Annotated in this window: 23 protein-coding genes; 9 read left to right on the top strand and 14 right to left on the bottom strand. The window is 61.2% G+C overall.

Annotation, left to right across the window (positions count from 1 at the left end; translation table 11 throughout):
• Nucleotides 1-58: 58 nt before the first annotated feature.
• From B9Z31_RS06065 to B9Z31_RS06040, 6 genes are all read left to right on the top strand, one after another.
• Complete coding sequence (locus B9Z31_RS06065) at nt 59-832, top strand: DUF3025 domain-containing protein (protein ID WP_100118650.1); 774 nt, start codon at nt 59-61, stop codon at nt 830-832.
• Between the two features lie 69 nt (nt 833-901).
• A complete protein-coding gene (gene htpX, locus B9Z31_RS06060) occupies nt 902-1,777 on the top strand; it encodes a protease HtpX (RefSeq protein ID WP_100118649.1) in 876 nt (291 codons plus the stop codon).
• A gap of 345 nt (nt 1,778-2,122) precedes the next feature.
• Nucleotides 2,123-3,073, top strand: coding sequence for a DMT family transporter (locus tag B9Z31_RS06055; protein ID WP_100118648.1), 951 nt, complete (start codon nt 2,123-2,125; stop codon nt 3,071-3,073).
• A 44-nt stretch (nt 3,074-3,117) separates the two neighbouring features.
• Nucleotides 3,118-3,798 carry an ABC transporter ATP-binding protein gene (locus B9Z31_RS06050; protein ID WP_199174452.1) on the top strand — a complete coding sequence of 227 codons (681 nt, stop codon included), beginning with the start codon at nt 3,118-3,120 and terminating at the stop codon, nt 3,796-3,798.
• Nucleotides 3,795-5,102, top strand: a complete 1,308-nt coding sequence (locus B9Z31_RS06045) for an ABC transporter permease (RefSeq protein ID WP_100118646.1) — start codon at nt 3,795-3,797, stop codon at nt 5,100-5,102. Before B9Z31_RS06050 ends, B9Z31_RS06045 begins: the two co-directional genes overlap by 4 nt.
• Before the next feature lie 16 nt (nt 5,103-5,118).
• Nucleotides 5,119-5,742, top strand: coding sequence for a DUF3299 domain-containing protein (locus B9Z31_RS06040; protein ID WP_100118645.1), 624 nt, complete (start codon nt 5,119-5,121; stop codon nt 5,740-5,742).
• A gap of 261 nt (nt 5,743-6,003) precedes the next feature.
• On the opposite strand, the gene B9Z31_RS06035 is transcribed toward B9Z31_RS06040, so the two are convergent.
• The 12 genes from B9Z31_RS06035 to gspG are packed head-to-tail and all read right to left on the bottom strand — an operon-like array spanning nt 6,004 to nt 17,314.
• A complete protein-coding gene (locus tag B9Z31_RS06035; RefSeq protein ID WP_100118644.1) occupies nt 6,004-6,903 on the bottom strand; it encodes a 5'-nucleotidase in 900 nt (299 codons plus the stop codon).
• A gap of 15 nt (nt 6,904-6,918) precedes the next feature.
• A complete protein-coding gene (gene gspF, locus B9Z31_RS06030; protein ID WP_100118643.1) occupies nt 6,919-8,154 on the bottom strand; it encodes a type II secretion system inner membrane protein GspF in 1,236 nt (411 codons plus the stop codon).
• 5 nt (nt 8,155-8,159) lie between these two features.
• Complete coding sequence (locus B9Z31_RS06025) at nt 8,160-9,566, bottom strand: GspE/PulE family protein (RefSeq protein WP_100118642.1); 1,407 nt, start codon at nt 9,564-9,566, stop codon at nt 8,160-8,162.
• A gap of 8 nt (nt 9,567-9,574) precedes the next feature.
• Nucleotides 9,575-11,650 (bottom strand): type II secretion system secretin GspD, encoded by a 2,076-nt coding sequence (gspD, locus tag B9Z31_RS06020; RefSeq protein ID WP_100118641.1) that lies wholly within the window; start codon nt 11,648-11,650, stop codon nt 9,575-9,577.
• Nucleotides 11,651-11,653: 3 nt separating this feature from the next.
• Nucleotides 11,654-12,448, bottom strand: a complete 795-nt coding sequence (gene gspN / locus B9Z31_RS06015) for a type II secretion system protein N (RefSeq protein WP_100118640.1) — start codon at nt 12,446-12,448, stop codon at nt 11,654-11,656.
• Nucleotides 12,445-12,972 carry a type II secretion system protein GspM gene (gene gspM / locus B9Z31_RS06010; protein WP_158235657.1) on the bottom strand — a complete coding sequence of 176 codons (528 nt, stop codon included), beginning with the start codon at nt 12,970-12,972 and terminating at the stop codon, nt 12,445-12,447. Before gspM ends, gspN begins: the two co-directional genes overlap by 4 nt.
• Complete coding sequence (gene gspL, locus B9Z31_RS06005; protein ID WP_100118638.1) at nt 12,969-14,231, bottom strand: type II secretion system protein GspL; 1,263 nt, start codon at nt 14,229-14,231, stop codon at nt 12,969-12,971. The genes gspM and gspL overlap by 4 nt, the downstream gene beginning before the upstream one ends.
• Nucleotides 14,232-14,238: 7 nt before the next feature.
• A complete protein-coding gene (gspK, locus tag B9Z31_RS06000; protein ID WP_100118637.1) occupies nt 14,239-15,237 on the bottom strand; it encodes a type II secretion system minor pseudopilin GspK in 999 nt (332 codons plus the stop codon).
• The gene (locus tag B9Z31_RS05995) at nt 15,234-16,070 is read right to left on the bottom strand and encodes a type II secretion system protein J (protein WP_233200780.1); all 837 of its coding nucleotides are present in this window, start codon (nt 16,068-16,070) and stop codon (nt 15,234-15,236) included. The genes gspK and B9Z31_RS05995 overlap by 4 nt, the downstream gene beginning before the upstream one ends.
• Nucleotides 16,070-16,423: a type II secretion system minor pseudopilin GspI gene (gene gspI / locus B9Z31_RS05990; protein ID WP_100118636.1), complete on the bottom strand. Its 354-nt coding sequence runs from the start codon at nt 16,421-16,423 to the stop codon at nt 16,070-16,072. The genes B9Z31_RS05995 and gspI overlap by 1 nt, the downstream gene beginning before the upstream one ends.
• Nucleotides 16,420-16,902, bottom strand: coding sequence for a prepilin-type N-terminal cleavage/methylation domain-containing protein (locus B9Z31_RS05985; protein ID WP_100118635.1), 483 nt, complete (start codon nt 16,900-16,902; stop codon nt 16,420-16,422). The genes gspI and B9Z31_RS05985 overlap by 4 nt, the downstream gene beginning before the upstream one ends.
• Nucleotides 16,877-17,314, bottom strand: coding sequence for a type II secretion system major pseudopilin GspG (gene gspG, locus B9Z31_RS05980; RefSeq protein ID WP_100118769.1), 438 nt, complete (start codon nt 17,312-17,314; stop codon nt 16,877-16,879). The genes B9Z31_RS05985 and gspG overlap by 26 nt, the downstream gene beginning before the upstream one ends.
• A 21-nt stretch (nt 17,315-17,335) precedes the next feature.
• Here gspG and B9Z31_RS05975 point away from each other — a divergent pair, with 21 nt between their 5' ends.
• Nucleotides 17,336-17,791, top strand: coding sequence for a type II secretion system protein N (locus B9Z31_RS05975; protein ID WP_100118634.1), 456 nt, complete (start codon nt 17,336-17,338; stop codon nt 17,789-17,791).
• Nucleotides 17,792-17,799: 8 nt separating this feature from the next.
• Complete coding sequence (locus tag B9Z31_RS05970) at nt 17,800-20,658, top strand: hypothetical protein (protein ID WP_143473815.1); 2,859 nt, start codon at nt 17,800-17,802, stop codon at nt 20,656-20,658.
• A gap of 93 nt (nt 20,659-20,751) precedes the next feature.
• On the opposite strand, the gene ilvA is transcribed toward B9Z31_RS05970, so the two are convergent.
• Nucleotides 20,752-22,299 (bottom strand): threonine ammonia-lyase, biosynthetic, encoded by a 1,548-nt coding sequence (ilvA, locus tag B9Z31_RS05965; RefSeq protein WP_100118632.1) that lies wholly within the window; start codon nt 22,297-22,299, stop codon nt 20,752-20,754.
• Nucleotides 22,300-22,556: 257 nt separating this feature from the next.
• A complete protein-coding gene (locus tag B9Z31_RS05960) occupies nt 22,557-23,585 on the bottom strand; it encodes a DUF6279 family lipoprotein (RefSeq protein ID WP_233200778.1) in 1,029 nt (342 codons plus the stop codon).
• A gap of 145 nt (nt 23,586-23,730) precedes the next feature.
• On the opposite strand from B9Z31_RS05960, the gene glmU reads away from it, so the two are divergent.
• Complete coding sequence (gene glmU, locus B9Z31_RS05955; protein ID WP_100118631.1) at nt 23,731-25,134, top strand: bifunctional UDP-N-acetylglucosamine diphosphorylase/glucosamine-1-phosphate N-acetyltransferase GlmU; 1,404 nt, start codon at nt 23,731-23,733, stop codon at nt 25,132-25,134.
• The last annotated feature ends 256 nt before the right edge of the window (nt 25,135-25,390 follow it).

The raw sequence follows: 25,390 nt of genomic DNA, 5'->3' as shown, positions 1-25,390 counted from the left end.
CCGGTGTGTCCCCGCATCGGCCCTGAGCGTCCCCGACATCGATTGGCAAGCCCCATGGTTGTCCGACTGGCGCGCTGTGGGCGAGCCCATCGCCCAGCAGGTGGCAGCGGGTTGCCCTCAGCCTGAAGCCCTCAACCAAGCGCTCAAACAAGCCCTCCAGCCAGCGCCGGCCGCGCTGCCCGTGCGCTTTGTGCCGCAAGCCCAATTGCCTGAGGGGCAGGCTTACGAAGACTTCATCTTTGCCCATGGCCAGGTGCCCACGCGCGAGGGCCTGCACGACTTCTTCAACGCTTTGTGCTGGATGCACTTTCCGCTGGCCAAAAAGCGTTTGAACCAGTTGCAAGCGCGTGAAATTGCCCGTGCGGGGGTGGGCCAAGTGCGTGGACCGGTGCGCGATGCCGCCACGGTGTTCGACGAAAACGCTTGGCTGATCCAGCCATCCGACGCGCTTTGGGCCGCTTTGAGCGAACACCGCTGGACGCAGGCTTTGGTCGAATTGCGGGCCGAATGGGCGCACACCCGCCTGTGGGCCTTTGGCCATGCCGCGCTTGAAAAAGCCGTTCAGCCCTACAAATCGATCACCGTTCACCTGTGGCGCGTGCCGCAAGACGTGGCTGCGGCCGACCTCGATGGCTGGTTGGCACAAGACCTGACGCCCGAAAAGCTGGCCGGCAAACCCTTCAGCCCTTTGCCTCTTTTGGGTGTGCCCGGCTGGTGGCCCGAGAACGAGAACCCGGCGTTTTATGACGATGCGAGCGTATTTCGCCCACGCCGCCAAAGGGCCAGCGCTGAAAAACCGTACGCCAATTCGGAAATCTGGCCATGGGCTTGATTTTGAACCCCGACACCCTAATATCCACCCCAACGTGCCCGCGTCTTTCGGGTGACATTGAAACTGAACATGAAACGCATTTTTCTTTTCGTCGTGACCAACCTGGCCGTGGTGCTGGTGTTGGGCATCGTCGCCAACTTGTTGGGCGTTAACCGCTTTTTGACATCGAACGGCCTGAACTTGGGCGCTTTGCTGGGTTTTGCGCTCATCATGGGTTTCGGTGGCGCCATCATTTCCTTGCTGATGAGCAAATGGATTGCCAAGATGTCTTCGGGCGTGAAGCTCATTGACCAGCCGGCCAACGCCGATGAAGCCTGGATCGTGGAGACGGTGCGCAAATTGGCCGACAAAGCCGGTATCGGCATGCCTGAGGTGGGTATTTTTGAAGGTGACCCCAACGCATTTGCCACCGGCGCTTTCCGTGACTCGGCCTTGGTGGCGGTCTCCACGGGCCTGTTGCAAAACATGACCCACGAAGAAATTGAGGCCGTGCTCGCCCACGAAGTGGCGCACATTGCCAACGGTGACATGGTCACCATGACCCTGATCCAGGGCGTGATGAACACCTTTGTGGTTTTCATCTCGCGCGTGGTGGGTTATGCCGTGGACAGTTTCTTGCGCAAGAACGACGAAGAAAACACCGGCCCTGGCATGGGCTACTACATCACCACCATCGTGATGGACATCCTGCTGGGCTTTGTCGCGGCGATCATCGTGGCCTGGTTCAGCCGCCAGCGCGAGTTCCGCGCCGATGCGAGTGCTGCCCAGTTGATGGGCCGCAAGCAACCCATGATCAACGCATTGGCCCGCTTGGGCGGCGTGCACACGGCCGAGTTGCCCAAAAGCATGGCGGCCATGGGCATTGCCGGTGGCATCGGTCAGTTGTTCAGCACCCACCCACCGATTGAAGAGCGCATCGCGGCGCTGCAGAACAACGCTGGCTGAGCAAGAGCCGAACGAGGGCTGAGCAAAAGCCATCATTCGGCCGCAGGGGCGGCCTCCCACAAAAAACCGGGACAGCCCAGCCCCTCCTCTTGTGGGAGCGAGCCCCTGCTCGCGAATGGGTGCTGAGCAAAAGCCATCATTCGGCCGCAGGGGCGGCCTCCCACAAAAAACCGGGCCAAGCCAGTCCCCCCTTGTGGGAGCGAGCCCCTGCTCGCGAATGGGTGCAGAGCACGAGTCGAATGGCTGCAGCGCAAGCGTCGAATGGGGGGTAACCGACGTGACCGGCTGACCCGCTCCATCGCCTTAAGATGAACGGGTGATTCATCTTTTCCATGGTGTTTGCGCATGAAACCGCGCAAAGCCTTTTTCTCCCCCCCCCGCGCTTGGCGACTGGTGCAGCACCGCACTGGCCGTGCTTTTTCGTCTTGGCCCTTGGCCGTGCAAGGCATGGTGTGGATGGTTCTGGGCGGATTTTTGTTTTCCTTGCTCAACACCATTGCCCGCGAACTGACCTTGCAGTTGGACGTCTACCAGTCACAGTTCTTGCGCTATGTGTTTGGTTTGTTGGTGATCTTGCCTTGGGTCTTTCGCGATGGCTGGCGTGCTTACATGCCCGTGAACATGGTGGGTCAGTTCTGGCGCGGAGGTGTGCACACGCTGGGCCTTGTTTTGTGGTTCACCGCTTTGCCCAAAATCCCCTTGGCCGACATGACCGCCATTGGCTTTACCGGGCCGATTTTCATCATGCTCGGCGCGGCTTGGTTTTTGGGCGAACCGATGCGCAAAGACCGCTGGGTGGCCGCCATCGTCGGTTTTGCCGGGGTGTTGGTGGTGGTTTTGCCCAAGATGTCGGGGGAGGGCGGTTGGTTCAACCTCGTCATGTTGGCGTCTTCACCGGTGTTTGCGGCTTCTTTTCTCATCACCAAAGCCCTGACCCGCTATGAAAAACCGGGCGTGATCGTGTTGTGGCAGGCGCTGACCGTGTCGGTGCTCAGCTTGCCCATGGCCTTGCCCCATTGGCAAATGCCCACGCCGATGCAGTGGGTGGGCTTTGCTGCCACGGGTGTGCTGGGCACACTGGCCCATTACTGCCTCACGCGGGCCTTTGCCTTGTCCGATATTTCGGCCACCCAGTCGCTGCGCTTTCTCGACCTGGTATGGGCTTCGGTTTTGGGCTGGTGGGTGTTTGGCGACGTGCCCAGCCAATGGACTTGGGCCGGTGCCTTGGTCATCCTCGGCTCTACCGTCTGGATTGCCCGCAGGGAAAGCCGGAGAAAGACCGTTGTGCCCGACTGACGGGGTATATTCCCCCGCTCAACAGGGAGAAGTCTGTGATCGACATGGAGCCATTGCGCTTTGCCTGGACCCGGAGCGGGCCTGACACCTTGGTGCTGGGCCGCTTGCACATCGACCGCGGTCAGACCGTTTTTTTGCACGGCCCCAGTGGCTGCGGCAAAAGCACCTTGTTGGGCTTGTTGGCAGGCGTTTTGACGCCCAGCCAAGGGCGTGTGGCTTTGCTGGGGCAAGACTGGGCCGCTTTGAAGCCCGGTCAGCGCGACGCCTTTCGGGCCGACCATGTGGGCGTGGTGTTCCAGCAGTTCAATTTGCTGCCGTTCTTAAGCGTGCTGGACAACGTGACCCTGCCGTGCCGCTTTTCCAAGCTGCGCCGCGAGCGCTGCCAGGCCGCAGGGGGCCCAGAGGCCACCGCGCAAAATTGGTTGCAGCGCATGGGTTTGCCTGAGGCCCTGTGGAGCCGCCGCGCCGGTGCCTTGTCGGTGGGGCAGCAGCAGCGCGTGGCCGCCGCCCGCGCCCTCATGGGCCAGCCCGAATTGATTCTGGCCGATGAGCCCACTTCGGCCCTCGACGCCGCCCTGCGCCAGGACTTCATGGACTTGTTGCTGCAAGCCGCACGCGACGCGGGCAGCACTTTGGTGTGTGTGAGCCACGACGAGCAGCAGGCCGTGCGCTTTGACCTGCAGTGGTCTTTGCCCGCCTTGCAGCAAGCCGGGGTGAGCGCATGAACAGCTTGCCCCACATCGCCCGGCAAAGCGCTTGGAGCCGCCGCAGTACCCTGGTGTGGGTGGTGGTGTCGCTGGCGCTGGCCACCGCCTTGCTGTGGACGCTGGAGCGTTTGCGGCACGACATCCGCCAAAGTTTTTCGCAATCGGTCAGCGGGGTCGATTTGATTGTGGGCGCCCGCAGCAGCCCGGTGCAGCTCTTGTTGTTTTCGGTGTTCCACATCGGCAGCGTGCCGCAAAGCATGTCCATGGACAGTGTGCACAAGCTGGCGCAGCACCGCTCGGTGTCCTGGGTGGTGCCCTTGAGCTTGGGTGACTCGCACCGAGGCTTTCCGGTGCTGGGCACCACGCCCGCTTACTTTCAACACTTTGCCTATGGCGACAAACAGCCGCTGGTCTTGCAGCAAGGCGCGGTGTTTGCCGACACGCTGGACGGCTTGTACGAGGCGGTGATAGGGGCCGAAGTGGCGCGCCATTGGGGTTATGGCCTGGGCCAAAGCATCACCTTGGGCCATGGGCTGCATGACCACGACCATGGGCAGGACCACGGGCATGAAGTCGATGCCGCAGATGAACACGCCGACAAGCCTTTCAAAGTGGTGGGTATTTTGGCCCCCACAGGCACGCCAGTGGACCGCACCGTGCATGTCAGCCTGCAGGCCTTGGAAGCCCTGCACCTGGGCTGGGTGGCGGGTGCCCCTTTGCCGGGTGGGCAAATTCCGGCCGATCAGGCGCGCAAATTCAACCTGGAGCCCGAAGAGGTCACCGCCGCCCTGGTGGGCCTGAAAAGCCGGGCCGCGGTGTTCAATGTGCAGCGCTTTGTGAATGTGTACGAAGCCGAAGCGCTGATGGGCGTGTTGCCCGGCGTCGCCCTGGGGGAGCTGTGGTCGGTACTGGGTCTGGGTGAGAACGCCTTGCTGGCCATCTCGGCCTTGGTGGCTTTGGTGAGTGTGGTCTCGCTCGTGGCCGTGGTGTTGGCAGGCTTGAACGAGCGCCGCCGCGAATTGGCGGTGCTCCGCGCCGTGGGGGCTGCGCCACGCCATGTGCTGAGCCTGCTCACGCTCGAAGGGGTGTGGATCACGGGTGCTGGGGTTGTGTTGGGTGTGCTGTTGGCCCATGTGGGCATGGCGCTGGCCACGCCGTGGTTGCAGCAGTCGCTGGGCATCCGCTTGCAACTGGCTGCGCCTTTGCCTACGCAGCTGGCTTTGGCGGGAGCGGTCTTCCTGGCGGGTTTGTTGGCCAGTTTGGGGCCGGCCTGGCGGGCTTACCGTTTGTCTTTGGCCGATGGCTTGTCGCCCCGCGCCTGAACAAGAAGGAACAGGAATGAAGCGCCATGCCCTGCTCCAGTGCGGCGTCTGTGTTTGGGGCCTGTGGCTCGCGGGCCAGGCTGTGGCCCAAAGCGTGCGCGAGACGGTGCGCGAAACGGTGCCGCAAGTGCAGCCCGCCTTGTCGGGCGAAGCGCCACCACCGGGCGCCAGCGTGTCCAGTCCGACGCGCACCCTCACTTGGGAGCAGCTGATTCCCGCAGGCTGGGACCCTTACAAAGACCTCAAGGCGCTGAATCTGGACAAGCTCAAGGACAACGACCCCAGGGCCGAAGAGGCGCTCAAGAAAATGCGCAAGATGTGGGACAACGCGCCCATCAACCCGCTGATCCTGGGGCAAAGCGTGCGGTTGCCGGGGTACATGGTGCCGCTGGAGGACTTGCCCGAAGGCAGCAAGGAGTTTTTGCTCGTGCCTTACTTTGGCGCTTGCGTGCATTCGCCCCCCCCACCAGCCAACCAGATCGTGCATGTGGTGTTGGCCAAACCCACCAAACGCTTTCGCCTGATGGACACCTTGTGGGTCACAGGCACTTTGAGCGGCACCCAAACCGACTCCCACATGGGCATGTCCGGCTACCGGATTGATGCCCAGCAGATCGCGCCGTTTTCAAACAAAAAGTGAGCGGGGCCCTGGCAGCCATTCGGCCGCAGGGGCGGCCTCCCACAGGGGGACCGGGCATGAGGACGAAAGAGGCGTTTTCTAAGTGGGAGCGAGCCCCCGCTCGCGAATGGTTTCTGTGTAGGAGCGAGTCCCTGCTCGCGAATGGTTTCTGTGTAGGAGCGAGCCCCTGCTCGCGAATGTCTTCCAACTGAGACTGTTGGCACTGGCCTCACAACACTTCGGCCGCAGGGGCGGCCTCCCACAAAGTTGAGTTTTCGCCGTTCAATCCGGATTCGACACCCCCGACGCCACATGGCCTGAGGGCACATGCCGGGCGGCCGATTCGATGTGGCCGGTTTGGTCATCAAAGAAGAAGTCGGGTTCGAACTCACGCAGAAATTCGCCTTTGGGCAAGCCGCCCAGAAACATGGCTTCGTCCACCTCGATGTTCCAATCCATCAGCGTGCGGATGGCGCGCTCGTGGGCTGGGGCGCTGCGGGCTGTGACCAAGGCGGTGCGAATCCGCATGGCGGGGGTGCCCTCTTGCTGCAAGCGTTGCAGGGCGGCCAGCAATGGCTTGAAAGGCCCTGCCAGCAAGGGCTGCGCGGCCTTGTCGCGCTCATGGGCTTGAAACGCTGACAGCCCTTGGGCCTGAAAAACCCGCTCAGCCTCGTCGGAAAACAGCACCGCATCACCGTCAAAAGCAATGCGCACTTCGGTGGGGTGAGCCTCTGAGGCCAAGGCCGAGTGGGGGTAGACCTGCGCGGCGGGCACACCAGCGCCCAATGCCGCACGCACATCGGACAAGTGGGTCGACAAAAACAAGTTGGCGTTCAGTGGTTTGAGGTAACGCCACGGTGGTTGGCCCCGGGTGAAACTGCCGCGCTGGATCGGCAAGCCGTAATGCTGCGCCGAGCGGAACACCCGCATGCCCGAAACCGGGTCGTTGCGCGACAGGATCACGACCTCGACCCTTTGGGCGTCGGCGTCATTGAAGGCCAGCAGCTTGCGCACCAGCGAAAAAGCCACGCCGGGTTTGGCGGGTGCCTCCAAGCGATCGAGCTGCAACTTCATGTAAGCCCGGTCGTCGCCTTGCTCGAACAAACGGTTCTCTTCTTCAAAGTCGAACAGGGCGCGAGACGAGATGGCGACGACGAGTTGGCCTTCAAGGGATGCGGGCATGCTTGCTCCTCGGGCTTACTTCACCCATTGGTTGAGTTCCATGATCGGCATCAGCACCGCCAGCACGATCAGCATCACCATACCGCCCATGCCCACAATCAACAAGGGCTCGAGCACGGTGGCCAGGGCCATGGCACGGCGCTGCACTTCGGATGACAGCTGCGCGGCGGCCCGTTGCAGCATCACCGGCAGCTGGCCGGTTTGTTCGCCCAAGCGGGCAAACATGGACAGCAGACCCGGAAAGCGGGCATTTTGAGCCAATGCTGTGCCCAGCGGTGCCCCTTCCCGCACACGCACCAAGGCTTCCAAGGCGTCGGCCCGCAAGGCTTGGTTCGACAGCGTATCGGCCGCGGCCTGCAAGGCTTTCAGAATGGGTACGCCCGCAGCGGTGAGCATGGCCAGGGTCGATGCAAAGCGGGCGCTGTTGTAGCCACGGGCCAGTCGGCCGATCAGGGGCAAACGCAGCCAGGCGGCGTCAAACTTCAAGCGAAATGCGCTTTGCTGCAAGGCCAGGCGCAAGCCCCAAGCCCCCAGGGCCAAACCCAGCAAAACCAGCCATCCCCAAGCGCGCACAAAGTCACTGATGGCCAGCATGGCCAGCGTGAGCAGTGGCAGTTGGCGCTTGGTGCCCGCAAACACCCCCGCCACCTGTGGCACCACCGAGGTGACCAAAAAAATCACAATGGCCAAGGCCACCATACTGACGATGGCCGGATACAAAGAAGCCGACAGCAATTTGGAGCGCAGCACCTGCTGGTCTTCCAGGTCATTGGCCAATTGGTTCAACACATCGCCCAAATGCCCGCTTTCTTCGCCTGCCGCGATCACGGCGCGGTCAATCGCCGGGAACTCGCCGGGGTGCATGCCCAAGGCGCGGCCTAAGCTGCTGCCGGAGTTGACTTCGGCGCGGATCGCCGCCATGAGTTGCCGTTGCCGATCGTGTTCGGATTCTTCGGCCAGAGCGGAGAGGGCCCGTTCAATCGGCAAGCCACTGCTCACCAAGCCGGCCAGTTGGCGTGTCCAGACCGCGCGTTGGCTGGCACTGAACGCACGCCTTTGGCCCAACGGGCGCTGCCACCAAGGCAGCTGGGCGTCAGCGTCTGACGTGCCTGCTGCGATGGCTTCGACCACCAAAGGCACCAAGGACTGCGCGCGCAGTTGTGTGCGGGCCGATTTCAGGCTGTCCGCTTCCACCGTGCCCTTGCGCGAGGCGCCATCGGCTTGCAGGGCTTCAAAGCGGTAAGCGGGCATGGGGGTCAGTCGCGCGTGACGCGCAAGAGTTCTTCGGCGCTGGTGATGCCTGCTTGCACCAGGCGTTTCCCGTCGTCGCGCATCAACACCATGCCTTGCGCCAAGGCCGTGGCACGCAATTCGGATTCGGCGGCGCGGTTGTGGATCTGGGCGCGGATCTCGTCACTGGCCACCAGCAATTCAAACACCCCGGTGCGGCCGGCATAGCCGGTATGGCCACAGACTTCGCAGCCGGCGCCTTGGCAGGCCATGCAACGTTTGCGAACCAAGCGCTGCGCCAGCACGCCCAGCAAGGAGGAACTCAGCAAGAACGGCTCAACACCCATGTCGGTCAAGCGCGTCACGGCACTGGCCGCATCGTTGGTGTGCAGCGTGGCCAGAACCAAGTGGCCTGTGAGCGAGGCTTGGATGGCAATTTGTGCGGTCTCGAAGTCCCGGATCTCGCCGATCATGATCACGTCCGGGTCTTGCCGCAGGATGGCGCGCAGGGCCTTGGCAAAGCTCAGCTCGATCTTGGCGTTGACCTGCGTCTGGCCAACGCCGGGCAACTCGTACTCGATCGGGTCTTCCACCGTCATGATGTTGTTGCGTGTGGCGTCCAGTCGCTGCAGCGCCGCATACAAGCTGGTGGTTTTGCCTGAGCCCGTCGGGCCCGTCACCAACAAAATGCCGTGCGGCTGGGCAATCAGCTGGTCCACCTGCTGCAAAACGCGCCCTTGCATGCCCACGGCTTCCAAGGTCAGACGGGCTTCGCTTTTGTCCAGCAAGCGCAGCACGGCGCGCTCGCCATGCGCGCTGGGCAAGGTGGACACCCGCACATCCACCGCCCGGGTACCCAGACGCAGGCTGATGCGTCCGTCTTGCGGCAGACGTTTTTCGGCAATGTCGAGCTCGGCCATGATTTTCAGGCGCGAAATCAGCGCGGCGTGCAGGGCACGGTTGGGTTGCACCACCTCGCGCAGCGTGCCATCGACCCGAAAACGCACGCTGCTGTGGCGCTCATAAGGTTCGATGTGGATGTCGCTGGCGCCGTCGCGCGCCGCTTGCGTGAGCAAAGCGTTGAGCATGCGGATGATGGGCGCGTCGTCGCTCGCTTCCAGCAGGTCTTCTACGGCGGGCAGCTCTTGCATCATGCGCGACAGGTCGGCCTCGGACTCGACCTCGCTGACCACGGCCGCCGCCGTCGACGCGCTGTTGGCCTGCCCGCCCGAATAGGCTTGGTTGATGCGCTGCGCCAACTCGCCCGCTGCGAGGGGCTGCATCGCAAGCCCTTGAGCGACAAATTTGCGCGTGACTTCGGACAGGGCCGAGCGGTCGCTCTCGTCGCACCAGCACAAAGTCAGGCGCTCGCCATCGTCCTCCAGCAGCAAGCGGCTGGCGCGGGCAAAAGCGTAGGGCAGGGGGTAGCGCATGGTCAGGATCAGGGCTTGCTGGGGGTGGGCGCCGTCAAAGGTGGCAAGACAGCAGAACCTTCCAAAGGCAAATTGCCTGTGGCTGCGGGCTGGAAGTTGAGCTGGTTCAGGCGCATTTGCTCGTAACGGCCCGCGGACAACGCTTCGATGGCCGCGCCATCGCGCACGACCATGGGACGCAAAAACACCATCAGGTTGGTTTTTTTGCGGCTGCGCGATTCGGACTTGAACAGGTTGCCAAAAAAGGGCAAGTCGCCCAAGCCCGGCACTTTTTCTTGGCTGTTGGTGGTGTCGTCTTGCAGCAGCCCGCCCAGCACCACGATGGAGCCGTCTTCGACCAGCACACTCGATTCGATGGAGCGCTTGTTGGTGATCAGGCCGGCGGTGGTGAAACTTTTGGTGTCGATGCTGCTGACTTCTTGGAAGATTTGCATTTTGACGGTGCCGTTTTCGCTGATTTGGGGTTTGACGCGCAAGGTCAGGCCCACATCTTTGCGCTCAATGGTTTGGAAAGGGTTCACGCTGCCACCGTTGCTGTTGTTGGCGGTGTATTGGCCCGTCACAAAAGGCACGTTTTGACCGATCACGATTTTGGCCTCTTCGTTGTCCAGGGTCAGCAAATTGGGCGTGGACAGCACGTTGGCTTCGCCGTTGGACTGTAAAAACCGGGCCAGTGCACCGAAGGCCAAACCCCCGTTGCGCTGTTGCCCAATGGCAATATTCAGCCCGACGGACGGGGTGGCTTGCCCGGAAGCTGCGCCTGCGGACAAGGTGAACAAGTTTTGGCCCACACCGCCCCCCGCCGAGAAGTTGGTCCCCAGCAAACCCACGGTGTTGCTGCCAGTGCCCGTACCGCTCATCCACTGCACGCCAAACTCGGCGGCTTTGTCGGCGCTGACTTCGGCGATCAGGCTTTCCACGAACACCTGGGCGCGGCGGTGGTCGAGCATGTCGATCACCGCACGCAGTTGGCGGTACTGCGGCTCAGGCGCGGTGATGATGAGCGAATTGGTCGCGGTGTCCGCCTGCACTTGACCGCCTGTGGCGGGCGCCGAGGTGTTCGCGGCGGCATTGTTCGCCGCGTTGGGTGGGGCGGTGGGTGATGCACTGGAAGCCGAGTTGGCCGTGCCCCCTTGGCCACTCATGGCGGCGCGCAAAGTCCCGGCCAATTTGGTGGCATCGGCGTTTTTCAAATACACCACATGGATGTTGCCACTGGCCGCGCCTGAACCCGTGGCGTTGGGTTGGTCCAACTGATCGGCCAAAGAGCGGGTCAGGGCCAAGCGGGCCGGGTTGGCGGCCCGCACGATCAGTGAATTGGTGCGCACCTCTGCCAGCACGGTGGTTTTGAAGCCATTGTCGGTTTGGCCTTGGGCCGCGGGCGCACCTGCAGCGGCGCCAGAATCGATCAGGCGCTGCAGCATGGGTGCGATTTCGCCTGCGATGCCATGTTTCAGGCGAATGACTTCCACCCCGGTGGCGTTGGCCACATCGATCGCAGCGATGATGCGCCCCAGCCTTTGCAGGTTGTCGCTGTAATCCGTGATGACCAGTGCGTTCGTGCCAGGGTTCACGTTGATGGTGTTGTTGGGGCTGATGAGCGGACGCAGCACTGGCACCAGGTTGTTGGCGCTCTCGTGGTTGAGCTTGAAAATTTGCGTCACGATTTGGCCGCTGCCGGCGGGCACGGCGCCTGCCGATACCGCACTGCTTTGCAGCTTGGCTTCAGCCTCCGGAATGACGGTGTACAGACCCGCCGACTCGACCAGTGCAAAACCTTGGGTTCTGAGCTGGGAGGCAAACAAGCGCAGCGCTTGTGCAGGTGGCACCGCCACGGTGCTGGACAGGGTCATGGTGCCTTTGACGCGGGGGTCCACCACCACGTTGTGGCCCGACAGGGTGGCCAAGGTGCGCGCCACGGCGTCAATGTCGGCGTTGACGAAATTCAGCGTGACGGGCTCTTTGCTGGTGGTGGATTTGGTGTGGCTGCTTTGGGCCATGGCCATGGGGCTCAAGAAGGCCACGGCCCATGCCAACGCCCAGGTGGAGAGGCGAGAAGCGGTCAAATAATGAGGCGTGTGCATGGCTTATCCCAATGAAAGCAGGCTTTTGCCGCCTTGGCGGCGGCCAATGATGTTGAGCAAATTGTTCAGGGCGTTTTCGCTGCCCTCTTCGGCGCTGGCTTCGCCTGTGAAACGCAAGCGGGCCCCCACCCATTGGCCTTGACCGGTCAGTTGCAAGGGCCCTTTTTCGGTGTTCAGTTGCAAGCTCGGGGTGGGGGTGCCTTCTGCAGTGCCCCGCACCTGTAACGAATAACTGCCGATGGGTTGGAGGGTGCTCAGGCGAGAGGAAAGATGGAGCAAGCGCACATCGGCTTGGCCTTGCAGTTGCATGCGCCCCTGTGCCCAAGACAACTGCAGGGCCTGGGTGCGCAACTGAAGCTGGCCTTCGGGCTGCAAGGTGTTCCACGGGGCACCCAAGCCTTGGAGCAAGGCAGCGGGCCAGACGGAGCTGTGATCTTGGATGGTGAGGCGCCCAGTGGCCCAACCCACCCGAAATTCAAAATGGGCGTCCTCGCGCATGCAGCAGTCGGCTTGCCACGCCACTTGCATGCCGCGCCAACTGGGCGCGATGCGCCATTGAAGACGCCCGGGCAAGGCCTGTGCGTCGCGGCTTTGAGCGCCACCCGTCAACACCAGTTGTGCCGAACCCGACCACACCGTGCCACGCGCATCGAGCCACTGCACTTGACCTTGGCTCGCTTGCCCCACGCTCCAGGCCAGCCAACGCGCAGGCGCCCAGACGGTCAAAGCCAAGGCCAGGCCCAGCAGTGTCCCCCACAGGGCACTGGCCCAGCTTGGCCGTGTCGCGCTCGGTTTCATGGCAGTCGCAACACCATCGTGCCGCGCAACAAGGGCGTTTTTGGGGCGGCGTTGTTGTCAGGGCCCGCTGCCGGTGCGGGCTGAAGTTGGGCCTGCAGCGGCATGGCCAGCGCGCGCTCGCGCGCCTGGGTCATCCAACGTGCCAAGGCCTCAGGCGGCGCCGCGTTCAAGTTCAAGGTGGCACTTTCGCCTTGAAAACTCACTTGCGCATCGGGCCCCAAATTGGCGAGGTTGTTTTGCAGCCATTGCACCGATTCGCTGCGGCTGATGGGGTTGGGCTTTTGCAGTCTTTGGGCTTGTGCTTGCAACTGGCGCATGGTTTGGGTTTGGGCGTCCAGCAGCGCTTGCTGCGCAGGGGCGGATTGCCAGGTGCGCCAAGCCGGTTCAATGGCCAAGCTCCACAAGGCCAGCAAGACCAAGAAGCCCCCACCCCAGCGCAGAAGTTGCTGCTCGCGCGGTGGGCGTTGTGCCCAAGCCTGCTGCAAAGCAGCCCTGAACGGTTGGAGGAACACACGGGCGTTCATGGCTTGGCCGGGGCAGTTGGGACCACGGTCATCACCCAGGCATCGCCTTCGGCTTGCCATCGGTAGCCGCGCGTTTGCAGGGACTGTTGCAGCGCTTGTTGTTCGGCGTTGCCCATTTTGAAGTTCTTCAGACGCAACTGACCTGGCTGGTAAACCCAGGGACCCGCAGGCGTCAGGCCCGAAGGCATGGCTTGCCCCAGTTGGCCCAACATGGATTCCAGGTCGCTCGGGCTGAGCTGGCCCGAAGACTGAAGCAGCCGCTCGACCTCTTTGGCCATTTGCAAGGGCGCGTCCACCACGACCTGGGTTTTGGGAAAGGTCTCGCGCAAAATTTGCGCCCAGCTTTGCTGCTGTGCTTGCCAGTCGGCGCGTGTTTTCCAGGCCCAAGCATTGAGCCCGATCAGCTGACTTGCCAACACAGCCCACACCCCCCAACGCACAGGGCGCCAAGCGGCGCTGTGCCAAAACGTGCTGGCGGCTTTTTGCCAGATTTTGATTTGGCGTGAACGCGTGTTGGCCTTGAACTCAAATTGCGCCAAGTCCCAGTCGGCCGCCACCGCTGCACGCCAGTGATGGCCCGGCGGCATCAGCCGCGCAGGGCGGCCCACCCACTCGCTGGCCCAAGCCACCACACCGGGTTCGGCTTGGATGTCGATGTTTTGTTTGTCTTGTTCAGAAAGTCCAAGGCCCATGCCCTTTCCCGCCAGGCTTTGCAGGGCTTGCCCCCAAACGCCACGCTCGGGGTGGGTCATCCACAGCCAACCTGTCTCGGTATCGCCCAAGGCGGTCAGTTGCAGTGGCGCCCCTGACGACTCGGCAGAGGCGGGATGGAACTCGGGCACGATGCGGTGCACGGTCAGGCCCGCTTGCTCCAGCGCCTGCAAATGGGCGCTGAGCCAGTGGCGATCGCACACGCACACCCAGGGGCGAGGCGCGTTGCGCCAGTCGGGCTGCAAGGCCATGTGCAGCTGCGCCGGATCGTCCAGCAGACGGTCTTCCAGCAGCCCATGCAAGGCCGACTGCAGGCGCGCGGCTTGTTTGTGCAGACCGGGCGGCAAGGCCACGGCGTGCCATGAGAGCATGGCGGCAGGCAGCAAAGCGACCACTTCGGTTTGCCGGTCGGCCGCGGGCAGCAGGCTGCCTGTGGCCCATTGCAAGGACCCGTGCGGCGTGCCGGGCTCCGCGTCAACGACCATGTGGGGGTACGTCAGACTGGGGCTGGGCAGGCCAAGCGGCAATTGAATGATCAGGGTGCGCATGAGCGGCTCATTGTAGAGGGGTGTTCAAGCGTTGCAGGGGGCTTTGGAGCCGCCACACCATGCTGACCTGGTTCCCATCGCGCCGCACCAGCGTTTGTTCTTGTTGCACCACGTCGTCGATGCGCATGCGCCCATTGATTTCGAAGAATCGGCTCTGGATGCTGTGCTGTTTGTCGTCCAACTGGCGGCCCGGTGCCCCCAATGTTTCGCGGGCCGCGTCCAGGCTGGCCCAATGCCCACGCTGGCGCTTTTCCACCGCTTGGCGGGCAGAGGCCAAGTCCAAACCGGGCAAACTGGCCGACAGCACCTCCGCCGATGCGGTGTTCAGGTTCACAGGCGTGGGCTCGGGCAGCAAGGTGATGTGCGGCTGCAAGGCGGCCAAGGTGCTGGGGCTCAGCCCCAGCCAGGCCAGTTGTGCCGTTTGCTGGGGCACCAAGAAGGCCTTGGGCGGTGCTGCATTGGGTGGGGTGCTTTTCTCCACCTTGGCTTGCATGGCCGCCTGCAGCTGAGTTGCCAAACTCTGCAATTCACCCAGGGGCAGGTTCAGGCGTTCAAACAAGGCGGCAAAACGCGCCAGCATTTTGGGCGACACCTTGTTGTCCTCGATCAGGTTCATCACGTTCATGCGTGATTGCGCATCGGTGATCTGGCCAGATAAAAACACTTCGGCATCGCCTTCGCGCCATTGCTGGTCTTGCGACAAAAAGGTCGACAACTTGGACTCTTGCACAGGCAAAGCCCACGGCTCCCCCAAGTGGTCTACGCCCATGCCCTGGGCCGACATGGCGTCTTCACGCAAGATCAGGCGGGCCCAATCCAGCGCACCCGTCATCATCCAGGCGGTTTGGCTGCGCCCGCGCTGCGCGGTTTCAATTTCGACTTGCCGCCACTGCTCCCACAGGGCCGCGCTGGCCAGGGTGGCCACCAAGGCCACGGTCAGCATGGCCAAGAGCAAGGCGGCTCCGCCTTGTTGTCTAGACGCAGAGCGGTACAAGCGTGTGGTCATGGCGCTGCCCCCGTCAAGGTGGGGCGCACCCAGTCCATGCTGAGCACCCCGGCACCCGAAGGGCCGGGCGGCAAGGTCAGCACCAAGCGCACGCCGTCGGGGGGAAGGCCCCGACCGCTGGGGGCGTTGCCGGGCGTCACCGCATCGCTCGACAAGGGGTTGGTCCAGCTGCCCCCCCTGTGAACGAACAATTGCCAACCCGCCAAGGGGTGAATTTGCACTTGCCCTCCCAGCGTGGCATTGCTGGGCGTCTGCCCCCACTGCTGGGCCAAGACCCAGGCGTTTTGCCATGCTGGCCTTTGGTTCAAGGGGTCCGATTGCCAACGCTGCCAATCCCCGCCGCCCGGGCGGCCAGGATCCCGACGCCAAGTCCACGCCACCACCCGCACGCTGGCGGGTGCCCCCAAGGAGGAAGGGGGTTCTTGTGCCGTGCGGCGCGTCAGGCGCAGCACTTGGCCGTCCCAATCCCAACTGGGGGTGCCGGGCAATTCGGCCATTTGGTCCAAGTCGGTTTGCCATTGGGCCAAGCCCGCTTGCAAGGTCCGAACCTCATCGGCGCGCTTTTGCAGGCTGCTTTGCTGGCGCAGCATGCCGTCTAAGCCGCGCCAAGCCATCAAGGCCATCAAAGCCATCACGCTGATGGCCACCAACACTTCAATCAGTGTGAACCCACCGCTGGGTGGGCTTGCCCCTGTTTTGACTTTGTGGGAGCGAGCCCCCGCTCGCGAAGGCTTGTGGCCCACGGCCATCCGCGCGCAAGGGCTCGCGCCCACATGGGCGCCATTCACCCTGCCGCTGCGCGATGCCACACACCATGGTTTGTGGGCAACCATCAGTTGCGCCCCATCACGGTAGAGACCTGCAGCACGTACTCGCCCTGGTCCAGCACCCGCGCATCGACCCGCCTGAAGTTGGGGTTGGGCGTGGGCCGCACCGACACTTCAACCAGCAGCGCACGCCCAGCCTGCAGACACTCGACGCTGCGGTTGCCCGTGTCTGGCAATTGCCTGCGCAGACGCAGCGCAATGAGTTCGTTGTCCGCGCAAATTTGCCCCAGTAGGCTCAAGGTCTGCCGATCGGCATTGCGGCTGAGAGAGCCTGTGGCCTTCAAGCCCGCCATCAAGGCCACAGCCGTGATGCTGAGCGCCACCAACACCTCGATCAGGGTGAAGCCGCTCTGCCTCATGGGCGTGCCAACTCGGGGTTGTTTTGCACCTTGAAAGGCCGTAGGCCATCGGTGACCACCCAGACTTGTCGTTCGGGGCGGTTCGCGCTGGACAATGCAATGGCTCTGGGCTCGATCAAAGGCTCAGGTCCCAAGGTCACGCTGGCACCGGAAGCCGCGCGGGTGCTGGCCGCCAGCCATTGCCTTGGCAAACCTGGGGGCGGTAAACCTTCGAACACAAAATCTGAAGCGGCCCCTTGGGGCATGACCCGCCACACCACGGGCGCACCGTTGGCGCGGGCTTGGGCTCGGCCGGTTTCGAGCAAAGCCGCCAGGCGTTCGGCATCGCGTTCGAGTGCGCTGTCTGCGCTGTCCCTCAGCGACAAACTCACGCCCGCCGTGGCCACCGCGATCAAGGCCACCACCACCAGCAACTCCAGCAGCGTGAAGCCGCAGGCTGGGTTCAGCAGGCGTTTACTGCCAGCTGCCAACGTCCGCATTGTTGCCCTCACCCCCGGCTTGTCCGTCGGCGCCGAAAGACAAGACATCCACCTCGCCTTTGATGCCGGGGTTCATGTATTGGTAGGGGCGGCCCCAAGGGTCATTGGGCAGTTTGTCGAGGTAAGGCTTCCAGTTGCCTGGCACGGGCTCTGTGGTGGGCTTGAGCGTGAGGGCGTTCAGCCCTTGCTCGCCCGTTGGGAAGCGCTGGTTGTCCAGCTTGTAGAGCTTGAGGGCCTGCATCAGGTTGCCCACATCGGTGCGCGCAGCGGTGATGCGTGCATCGTCTGCCCTGCCCAACACATTGGGCACGATCAGCGCTGCCAACACGCCAATGATGGCCAGCACCACCATCAGTTCGATCAAGGTAAAACCTTTTTGGCGGCGAAATGGGTGGGTCGAATGTGTTTGCATGCCGTCCATCATAATCGCCCCATGTTGCCAAGTTCACCGCCACGCCCTTCCTCCAAGACCGTTTTGGCGCTCGCCACAGCAGCCGTCTGGAGCTTGGCCGCTGGGGGCTTCGTGTTTTGGGTGTTGCACATGCCCAAGTCCGATGCCGTGACGGTGGGCGCGCCCTTGGTGACAGCCCAGCAGCCCAATGACCCCATGGGGGCCTTCATGGCCAAAGCGCTGGGCCAAGCCGCCACCGCGGCGGTCAGCACGCCAGCGCCCAGCAGCACAGCCTACAAATTGATGGGTGTCATTGCCAGCGGTTCCGGCCAAGGCAGCGCCTTGATTGCAGCAGACGGCCAGCCTGCCAAAGCTTATCGGGTGGGCCAAACCGTGCAGGACGACTGGACCCTCTTCTCTTTGACAGGCCGCCAGGCCCATCTGAAGTCGCCCACGGCCGAGCTTTTGCTTGAACTGCCGGCCCCAACCCAACCCTGATCTCGGTTTTGACGGTTTTGGTGGTTAGGGTAAACACCAATCACAAATTTCTTCTAATAAATATTTTTACTGTCCATAATGAACTGAACAGTATTTTCTTTACCCGAAAGGTATTTATGTTGAAGCAAACGTTGAGGTTGATGTTGCTGCCTGCAGCTGCAGCGGTTTTGGTGGCTTGTGGTGGTGGGGGGGGGAATACCGCCTCAACAGTGCTGAGTGGGACCGCCGCGACTGGGGCGCCCATAGCAAATGCCAAGGTTTATATCGTTGACAGTGCCGGCAGGGTTCCCACAGGACAGGATGAATCTGCAGGCATAGCTCTCGTGACTACAGATGCCAATGGTCAATATGCATTGACAAATACCATGTTGAGCGGCCTGAGTGGTCCGTTCATGGTGCGCGTTGTGGGTCAGATGTTGACCGAATCGGGCGATATGGGCCCAGCGGTTTTTCACGCAGTCACGGCCGGCCCCGCCTCAGGTGCTGCAGCCACGGTTAACGTGACGCCTTTGACGGAAGCGCATGCCGCCTTGACATTGGGTGCACAACCCTCCTTGGCTTATGGCAGCTCCTCAGCCATGCAGGCGGTGACAAGCACACGACTGGCTCAAGCCAACACAACGCTTGTGGGCGCGTTGTCCAGCGTGGCTGATTTCAGCGCCAACCCCAATTTTGTTTCAGACCCATTGGATGCTACGCCCGGAGCGGCCAAGACTGGCAACGCGCGCAAACACGACGCCACGCTAGATCAATTGTCTGTTTCGGTGTCCAGCGGCAAGATCATTTTGGCTGACCGCAACCAAGATGATTCAAATTACGCCAATGGACCCCGAGTTGAAATTGTGGCCAACACGCGCACTGTTGCAACACCTTCTGGTGCTATTTCAGCCAAAGTCCCTGCAATTGAGTCCGAAAAAGCCAACGCATTCGCGCAAAGATTTACCACCAAATTGGCTGACGGTTGCGATGTGACTTCTGAACCAACATCACTCGCTATAGGCCTGTGTGACGGCGTGACAAATCCGTCCAGCAATATTTTCCATGCCAACTTCAAAGACAAGGGCATGAGCTCTTGGCGATGGATTCGCGGTTGGCTTTCGGACGCTTTTGAAACAACTGACCTTACAGGTGTTGCTGTTTCCGTGGTATCAACAACATTGGGGTCATTTGTTGCCGACGATGGTCAACGAGTACACCGCGTATTGCTGAAATTCACTAAAGATTCTGACGTCGTGATGCGTCAAATTTTAGTGATGGATGATGGGACTAATGTGAAAGCGTATGGCAACCAGAAAAATTTCTTTTTCTACATGGCCATGCGTTTTAACCATAAAGCCGATGCCAGTGGTTCGTATCCCTATTACCCCAAATATGAACAAGGTGTCTCCATGATGCTGAGGCCTTGGTTCGGCGCTCAAAATGATGTGATTTTTGGTGCGCACATCACAGGCCCTGGGTTGCCCACTTCGCGTCAAGCCAATGGCGTTGTGGTCAATGCCCTAACTGGTGGCACCGACGTCAACAGAAACCGCTTGACCGCTGGGGTTGAGGTCTTTGATCGCCGCTCATTCGGCTGCTCTGCCTATGCGATTGACCCCTCTGTTTACGTTGAAAGAAATACGGCACGCTGGCCCACCAATGGCGTGCCCGATGCCAACGGAGGACACCGCTGGAGGCCTGACTCAACGACATGTAATCCATTATTCGATCTGTTGCGATATGACGTGCAACGTGATAACGCTTATGTGCTGCCGAAGAAGGGTGACTTGTATTCGGTGACCCTGTATCTGGATGCTGCTAAGTTTGCACCCAATACCAGCGTGCAACCTCCAGCGGGTGCATTGGCTGCTGTCAGCAAGAAAAACAGCGATGGTGTGACCAAATCAGTTTTGCCATACACATTCAGTTATGCCTTACCGGCTGATGCATTTGATCTGCCCAACAGCAACTTCAACCCTGCCACCTTTGGCTTTCCTGGTGTGTCCGATGCCACCAGAACCAACTTGGCGCAACTGGAAGTGGGTCAGAATTTGGATGTGACGTGGAGTCGCAACAAATCCACACTGGCCGATGGTGCTGTATTTGGCAGCTTTTATGCAGGTCGTTATATGAGCAGTTATGACCAGTGGGGTACTTATCAAAGTACGGCCAGTCCCTTGTTTAACTATGACGAAGTCAATGGTGTTGTGGCGCAAAGTGAGAATTATGCGAATTTCACGCTCTATAACCATGGTGGCACAGCAACAGGGCTTAACGGTAGCTACAGGGAAGAAGATGTTTATACCGCTAGCAATTGCGGAAAGGTTGCAGCACAAAAATACAGAGGAGGTTCTGTGGTGACAATACCCTTGATTCGTAAAGGCACCAGTCCAACCTTTACATATACGTCAACCACATGTTCGGCAAAAGATGCGGACTTGGTGACGGCCCAAACTTCAGATGCAAATGCGCGGATTGTTTATTCCAATCAGCGCGCACGCAAGCAGTATGTGTCTGACCGTGGCCGTTTGGTTGCCACCAGTGACAAAGCGCAAGTGTTGCGATTCAGCGACTTGATCAGCCGTGAGAAAAACAACGATTTGAACTTCTGCTCAGCTTATAAAGGCTTTGTTCAGTCCCGTCAGGTTTACGTTCAATTGAGTGATGTGAACGGCCGTCAATTGATGGAGATGCGAGAAGTTTGGTGGGATTTCCCCAACAAACAACCCTACCCTGGCGCGACCGCATCTGACCGCCCTAACCAGGTTGATGACCCGTTGTATTTGACCAATACCTCTGTGGGCAAAACGGGTTACAACGGCGAGCGAGGCTTTGTTCATGCGGTACAGGCCAAGCAGGGAACCCAGTGCATTCCTAAGGTCTGGTAATTAAATTGACAACCACCACATTTCAACAGGTGTGTGGTTGTTGATTGCCTATTGATTAGTCTAAAAAAATGGCCATCGAAAGATGGCCTTTTTTTATGCCCGCAAAAACAAGCGATAAACCGGGTTGTCCGTCTCTTCCGCATACGGATAACCCAGCGTCTTGAGGAATTTCTCAAACGCTTTGTCGTCCTTGGGCGGCACTTGGATGCCGACCAGAATGCGGCCGTAGTCGGCGCCTTGGTTGCGGTAATGGAACAGGCTGATGTTCCAGCCCGGGCGCATGAGGCTCAAAAATTTCAGCAAGGCGCCTGGGCGCTCGGGGAACTCAAAGCGCAACAGGCGTTCGTCTTGCGACAGCGCCGAGTGCCCTCCCACCATGTGGCGGATGTGTTCTTTGGCCAGTTCGTCGTGCGTCAGGTCAATCGCCTTGAACTTTTGCTTGTTGAAGGTGGCCGCGATCTTGGAGCTCTCGCCCTTGCCGTGCGTGCTCAGGCCCAAAAACACATGGGCTTTGTTCGAGTCGCTCATGCGGTAATTGAATTCGGTCACATTGCGCGGCCCACCGGGCAGGTTGCCGATCAGCTCTAAAAAGCGCTTGAAGCTGCCGCGCTCTTCGGGGATGGTGACGGCAAACAGGGCTTCTTTTTCTTCGCCCACGTCAGCACGCTCGGCCACAAAGCGCAGGCGGTCAAAGTTCATGTTGGCGCCGCACAAAATGGCCGCATAGGTCTGGCCTTTGGTCTTGTGCTTGGCCACGTACTGTTTGATGGCGGCAACGGCCAGGGCGCCTGCAGGCTCCACGATCGAGCGCGTGTCCACGAACACGTCTTTGATGGCTGCGCACACCGCATCGGTGTCCACCGTCATGTACTCGTCCACCAAATTGCTGGCCACGCGGAAGGTTTCTTCGCCCACCAGTTTCACGGCTGTGCCGTCTGAAAACAAACCCACATCGGTCAGCGTCAGGCGTTTCTTGGCGGCGACCGACTGCATCATGGCGTTCGAGTCGTTCATTTGCACGCCGATCACCTTCACGTCTGGGCGCACGGCTTTGATGTAGTTGGCCACGCCGCTGATCAAGCCGCCTCCGCCAATGGCCACGAACACCGCATCGAGCCGGCCTTGGTGCTGGCTCAGCATTTCCATGGCGATGGTGCCTTGGCCTGCGATGACATCAGGGTCGTCAAAAGGGTGAACAAAAGTCAGCCCTTGCTTTTTTTGCAAGGTCAGGGCGTGGTTGTAGGCGTCCGAATAGCTGTCGCCAAACAACACCACATCGCCACCAAAGCCCTTGACCGCGTCAATCTTGACCTGGGGGGTGGTGGTGGGCATGACGATGATGGCGCGCGTGCCCAGTCGGCTGGCGCTCAGGGCCACGCCTTGCGCGTGGTTGCCGGCAGAGGCGCAGATGACGCCTTTTTTCAGTTGCTCGGCGGTGAGGTGGGCCATCTTGTTGTAAGCGCCGCGCAGCTTGAAACTGTGCACGGGTTGCTGGTCTTCACGCTTCAAAAGCACCTGGTTGCCCAGGCGCTGAGACAAATTCTTGGCCGTTTCCAGTTCCGATTCGGTCGCCACGTCATAAACCTTGGCATTCAAGATTTTGATCAGGTAGTCAGCGGGTTTGAGGTGAAAAGAGGTCATGTGAGCGGTGACAGGGGTCGGTGCAGGGGGTGAAGCTTTTGATCATAGCGTGCGAGCGCAGCGCTGCGGGGTCACTCTGCCGTGGGCCAAGTCGGCACAAATTCAGGCAAAAAAATGCCCCAAGTCTTGCGACTTGGGGCAAATCCACCTTTTCAGAGGGTGGAGGAGACAAAGGGTGCATGCAAAAAAGCACGCTTGTTCGCAATTGTACGTGTTTTTTGCTGCAACGCAACAAAAAAACACGAAGAGGACCCTCTTCAGGGTCTCGGTTTGACCAAGTCTTTGATGTCTCTTTCGTAAGCCCGCAAGCGGCGAATGGCCTGTTGCCGCTGCTCGGCTGAAGCCGAGTTGTGCAGTTGGGCCAAGTTCTCGCACGCGCGTTGCGACAAGCTTTGCACCACCGCGCGCTGAGCCGCGTCAGGCGGCTTGAGCCAGCGTTGCCAAACCCCCCAAAGTTGCGCTTCTGTTTCGGTCTGCGACAGTTTGTTTTGGCCGATGCCCTGCAAGGTGGACAGCAAATCTTGTTGCCTGCGCTGGCGGTCTCGCCTGCCCCACTCGGCGGTCCAGGGGGACTGCGCCAATTGCGTCTTGACCAAAACGATTTGGGCAGGCGTCAACTCGCCATAAAAAGAGCGGTAACGCTCGAGTGTTTTGTCCAGACGGCGCTCTAGCCGATCGCTGGCGCTTCCCTGCAGCCATTCTTTTTCCCAGTCTTCGTTTTGGCTCTCCCAACGGCGTGCCATGTGGCTCAGTTGCTGAGGCCCCAGCGCCATGGCAACGGGGGCGGCCTGCACCACGGCCTCGCGCATCAGCACGTCCAGTCGAATTTGTACATCCGCCCAGACCCGGCAGACCTGTTCGGTCTGAACCGGTCCCGCAGACAAAGCCTGAACGCGTTGCAGCAGATCCGCATACGCAGGCAACTCTTCACTGCGGTGCCATTGGTGCAGGTGCTCGAGCGCCTGTTTGGTCGCCGCAGTTTGGGTGGTGTTGAATGACACCGTGCTGTCCAGCCACCAATAAGACAAGGTGGGCAGTTGCTGGTATCCCAGCTTGATGGCGCTGCAGCCTTGCAACAGCAGGAGTGCCAGAAGTGTCAGACAAGCGCGCATCAACGGCAGCCCATCCAAAGCCGGCGGCACGGGTTCAACGTGGCGCCCCCGCAGCCACAGTTCGCCAAAAGCATGGTGCGTGCAAACAAGAAGAAGGTCCCCAAGGTGGGTGGCATGCCAGTGTCCGTCAAGTTCGGTCTTCAAGCCCCGGTCCGGGGTTGGGGTGGTGGCCAAGCCAAGCCACAAGCGCTCCATTCTCTACCGTTTGCCAAATCCTCCCGCAGACCCCGCCCATCGCCTGCGCTCGGATGGACGGAGTCTGGTGATAATTCAGGCTTGAGCGCTGCACCGAACTTGGGACAGCGAAAGAAAGAGAACCATGAGTCTGAATGCCCCGATTCCTGTCGATGTCGTCGTGATGGCCGCTGGCAAAGGCACCCGCATGAAAAGCCGCTTGCCCAAAGTTTTGCAGCGCTTGGCCGGCGTGCCCTTGGTTCAGCATGTGCTGAACACGGCGGCTCGCTTGAATGCACGCTCGGCCGTGGTCATCACCGGACACGGGGCTGAACAGGTGGAGCCGCTGCTGCTGGCCCCCGGCCAGGCTTTGGCGGTGCAATGTGTGCGCCAAGAGCCGCAGCTGGGCACAGGGCACGCCGTGCAGCAGGCCGTGCCCGCATTGGCCGACGATGGCGTGGTGGTGATTTTGTCGGGTGATGTGCCTTTGACCCAGCCTGACACGCTGCAAGCCTTGATCGCCCAGTGTGGCGGCCAGCAGCTGGCGCTGCTGACCATCGACTTGGCCGACCCAACGGGTTATGGCCGCATCGTGCGCCAAGGCGAGCAGGTGCAAGCCATCGTCGAACACAAAGACGCGAGCCCGGCGCAGCGCCAGATCCAAGAGGTGTACAGCGGCATTATGGCCGTGCCCGCCAAACAGCTCAAAGTTTGGCTAAGTCGCATTGACAACCAAAACGCCCAGGGCGAGTACTACCTGACCGATGTGGTCAAGTTGGCCGTCGCCGACGGCGTGCCCGTGGTGGCACACAAAATCTCCGACGCACTGCAAGTGGCGGGCATCAACAGCCCGGTGCAACTGGCCGAGTTGGAGCGTGCGCACCAGTTGCGCCAGGCGCATCACCTGATGGAACAAGGCGTGCGCCTGAAAGACCCCGCACGCTTTGATCTGCGTGGCCAGCTCGATGGCGCGCAAGACGTCGAGATCGATGTGAACTGCATTTTTGAAGGCCGCGTGTCATTGGGCGAAGGCGTGAAGATCGGCGCCAACTGCGTCATCGCCAACTGCACTATCGCTGCGGGTGCAGTGGTCCACCCCTTCACCCACATCGACGGTGAAAAACTCGGCGTGTCGGTGGGCGAGGGCGCCCTGATCGGGCCTTTTGCCCGTCTGCGCCCCGGCGCACAGCTGGGGGCCGAAGTGCACATCGGCAACTTTGTCGAAGTGAAAAATGCCACGATGGCCCAAGGGGCCAAGGCCAACCACTTGGCGTATCTGGGCGACGCCACCGTGGGCGAGCGCGTGAACTATGGGGCTGGCAGCATCACCGCCAACTACGACGGGGCCAACAAGCACCGCACCGTGATCGAGTCCGACGTGCACATTGGCAGCAACTGCGTGCTGGTGGCCCCGGTGACGATTGGCGCAGGCGGCACCGTGGGCGGCGGCTCCACCATCACCAAGAGCACCGAACCGGGCGCGCTCAGCGTGGCCCGCGGCAAGCAGGTCAGCATCGCCAACTGGGCGCGGCCACAAAAGAAAAAATAAGCAACCCCGCCCCAGAATATGTGGGAGCCCGCCCCCGCGGCCGAATGCCCGCTGTGCCCGGGTTTTGTGGGAGGCCGCCCCCGCGGCCGAATGAGCGCCGTGCCCGGGTTTTGTGGGAGGCCGCCCCCGCGGCCGAATGTGTCCTGTGGCTCCGACTTTGTAGGAGGCCGCCCCCGCGGCCGAAGGCTTGACCTGCTGCTGCTTGCATTCGAGGCTGGCATTCGCAGCATGCATTCGCGAGCAGGGGCTCGCTCCC

The sequence above is a fragment of the Limnohabitans sp. G3-2 genome (assembly GCF_002778275.1).
Taxonomy (GTDB): Bacteria; Pseudomonadota; Gammaproteobacteria; order Burkholderiales; family Burkholderiaceae_C; genus Limnohabitans_A.
The sequence above is the reverse complement of the archived record's forward strand: the minus strand, read 5'-3'. Positions and strand labels throughout refer to the sequence as shown.

What these genes read in the sequence shown, in the direction of transcription:
- glmU (WP_100118631.1), top strand. Translation starts at nt 23,731, where the DNA reads ATGAGTCTGAATGCCCCGATTCCTGTCGATGTCGTCGTGATGGCCGCT.
- B9Z31_RS06045 (WP_100118646.1), top strand. Translation starts at nt 3,795, where the DNA reads ATGAACAGCTTGCCCCACATCGCCCGGCAAAGCGCTTGGAGCCGCCGC.
- htpX (WP_100118649.1), top strand. Translation starts at nt 902, where the DNA reads ATGAAACGCATTTTTCTTTTCGTCGTGACCAACCTGGCCGTGGTGCTG.
- B9Z31_RS06035 (WP_100118644.1), bottom strand. Translation starts at nt 6,903, where the DNA reads ATGCCCGCATCCCTTGAAGGCCAACTCGTCGTCGCCATCTCGTCTCGC.
- gspG (WP_100118769.1), bottom strand. Translation starts at nt 17,314, where the DNA reads ATGCAAACACATTCGACCCACCCATTTCGCCGCCAAAAAGGTTTTACC.
- ilvA (WP_100118632.1), bottom strand. Translation starts at nt 22,299, where the DNA reads ATGACCTCTTTTCACCTCAAACCCGCTGACTACCTGATCAAAATCTTG.
- gspF (WP_100118643.1), bottom strand. Translation starts at nt 8,154, where the DNA reads ATGCCCGCTTACCGCTTTGAAGCCCTGCAAGCCGATGGCGCCTCGCGC.
- B9Z31_RS06025 (WP_100118642.1), bottom strand. Translation starts at nt 9,566, where the DNA reads ATGCGCTACCCCCTGCCCTACGCTTTTGCCCGCGCCAGCCGCTTGCTG.
- gspL (WP_100118638.1), bottom strand. Translation starts at nt 14,231, where the DNA reads ATGCGCACCCTGATCATTCAATTGCCGCTTGGCCTGCCCAGCCCCAGT.
- B9Z31_RS05985 (WP_100118635.1), bottom strand. Translation starts at nt 16,902, where the DNA reads ATGCGGACGTTGGCAGCTGGCAGTAAACGCCTGCTGAACCCAGCCTGC.
- gspI (WP_100118636.1), bottom strand. Translation starts at nt 16,423, where the DNA reads ATGAGGCAGAGCGGCTTCACCCTGATCGAGGTGTTGGTGGCGCTCAGC.
- gspM (WP_158235657.1), bottom strand. Translation starts at nt 12,972, where the DNA reads ATGAACGCCCGTGTGTTCCTCCAACCGTTCAGGGCTGCTTTGCAGCAG.
- B9Z31_RS06055 (WP_100118648.1), top strand. Translation starts at nt 2,123, where the DNA reads ATGAAACCGCGCAAAGCCTTTTTCTCCCCCCCCCGCGCTTGGCGACTG.
- gspD (WP_100118641.1), bottom strand. Translation starts at nt 11,650, where the DNA reads ATGCACACGCCTCATTATTTGACCGCTTCTCGCCTCTCCACCTGGGCG.
- B9Z31_RS05995 (WP_233200780.1), bottom strand. Translation starts at nt 16,070, where the DNA reads ATGGTTGCCCACAAACCATGGTGTGTGGCATCGCGCAGCGGCAGGGTG.
- gspN (WP_100118640.1), bottom strand. Translation starts at nt 12,448, where the DNA reads ATGAAACCGAGCGCGACACGGCCAAGCTGGGCCAGTGCCCTGTGGGGG.
- B9Z31_RS06050 (WP_199174452.1), top strand. Translation starts at nt 3,118, where the DNA reads ATGGAGCCATTGCGCTTTGCCTGGACCCGGAGCGGGCCTGACACCTTG.
- B9Z31_RS05975 (WP_100118634.1), top strand. Translation starts at nt 17,336, where the DNA reads ATGTTGCCAAGTTCACCGCCACGCCCTTCCTCCAAGACCGTTTTGGCG.
- B9Z31_RS06040 (WP_100118645.1), top strand. Translation starts at nt 5,119, where the DNA reads ATGAAGCGCCATGCCCTGCTCCAGTGCGGCGTCTGTGTTTGGGGCCTG.
- gspK (WP_100118637.1), bottom strand. Translation starts at nt 15,237, where the DNA reads ATGACCACACGCTTGTACCGCTCTGCGTCTAGACAACAAGGCGGAGCC.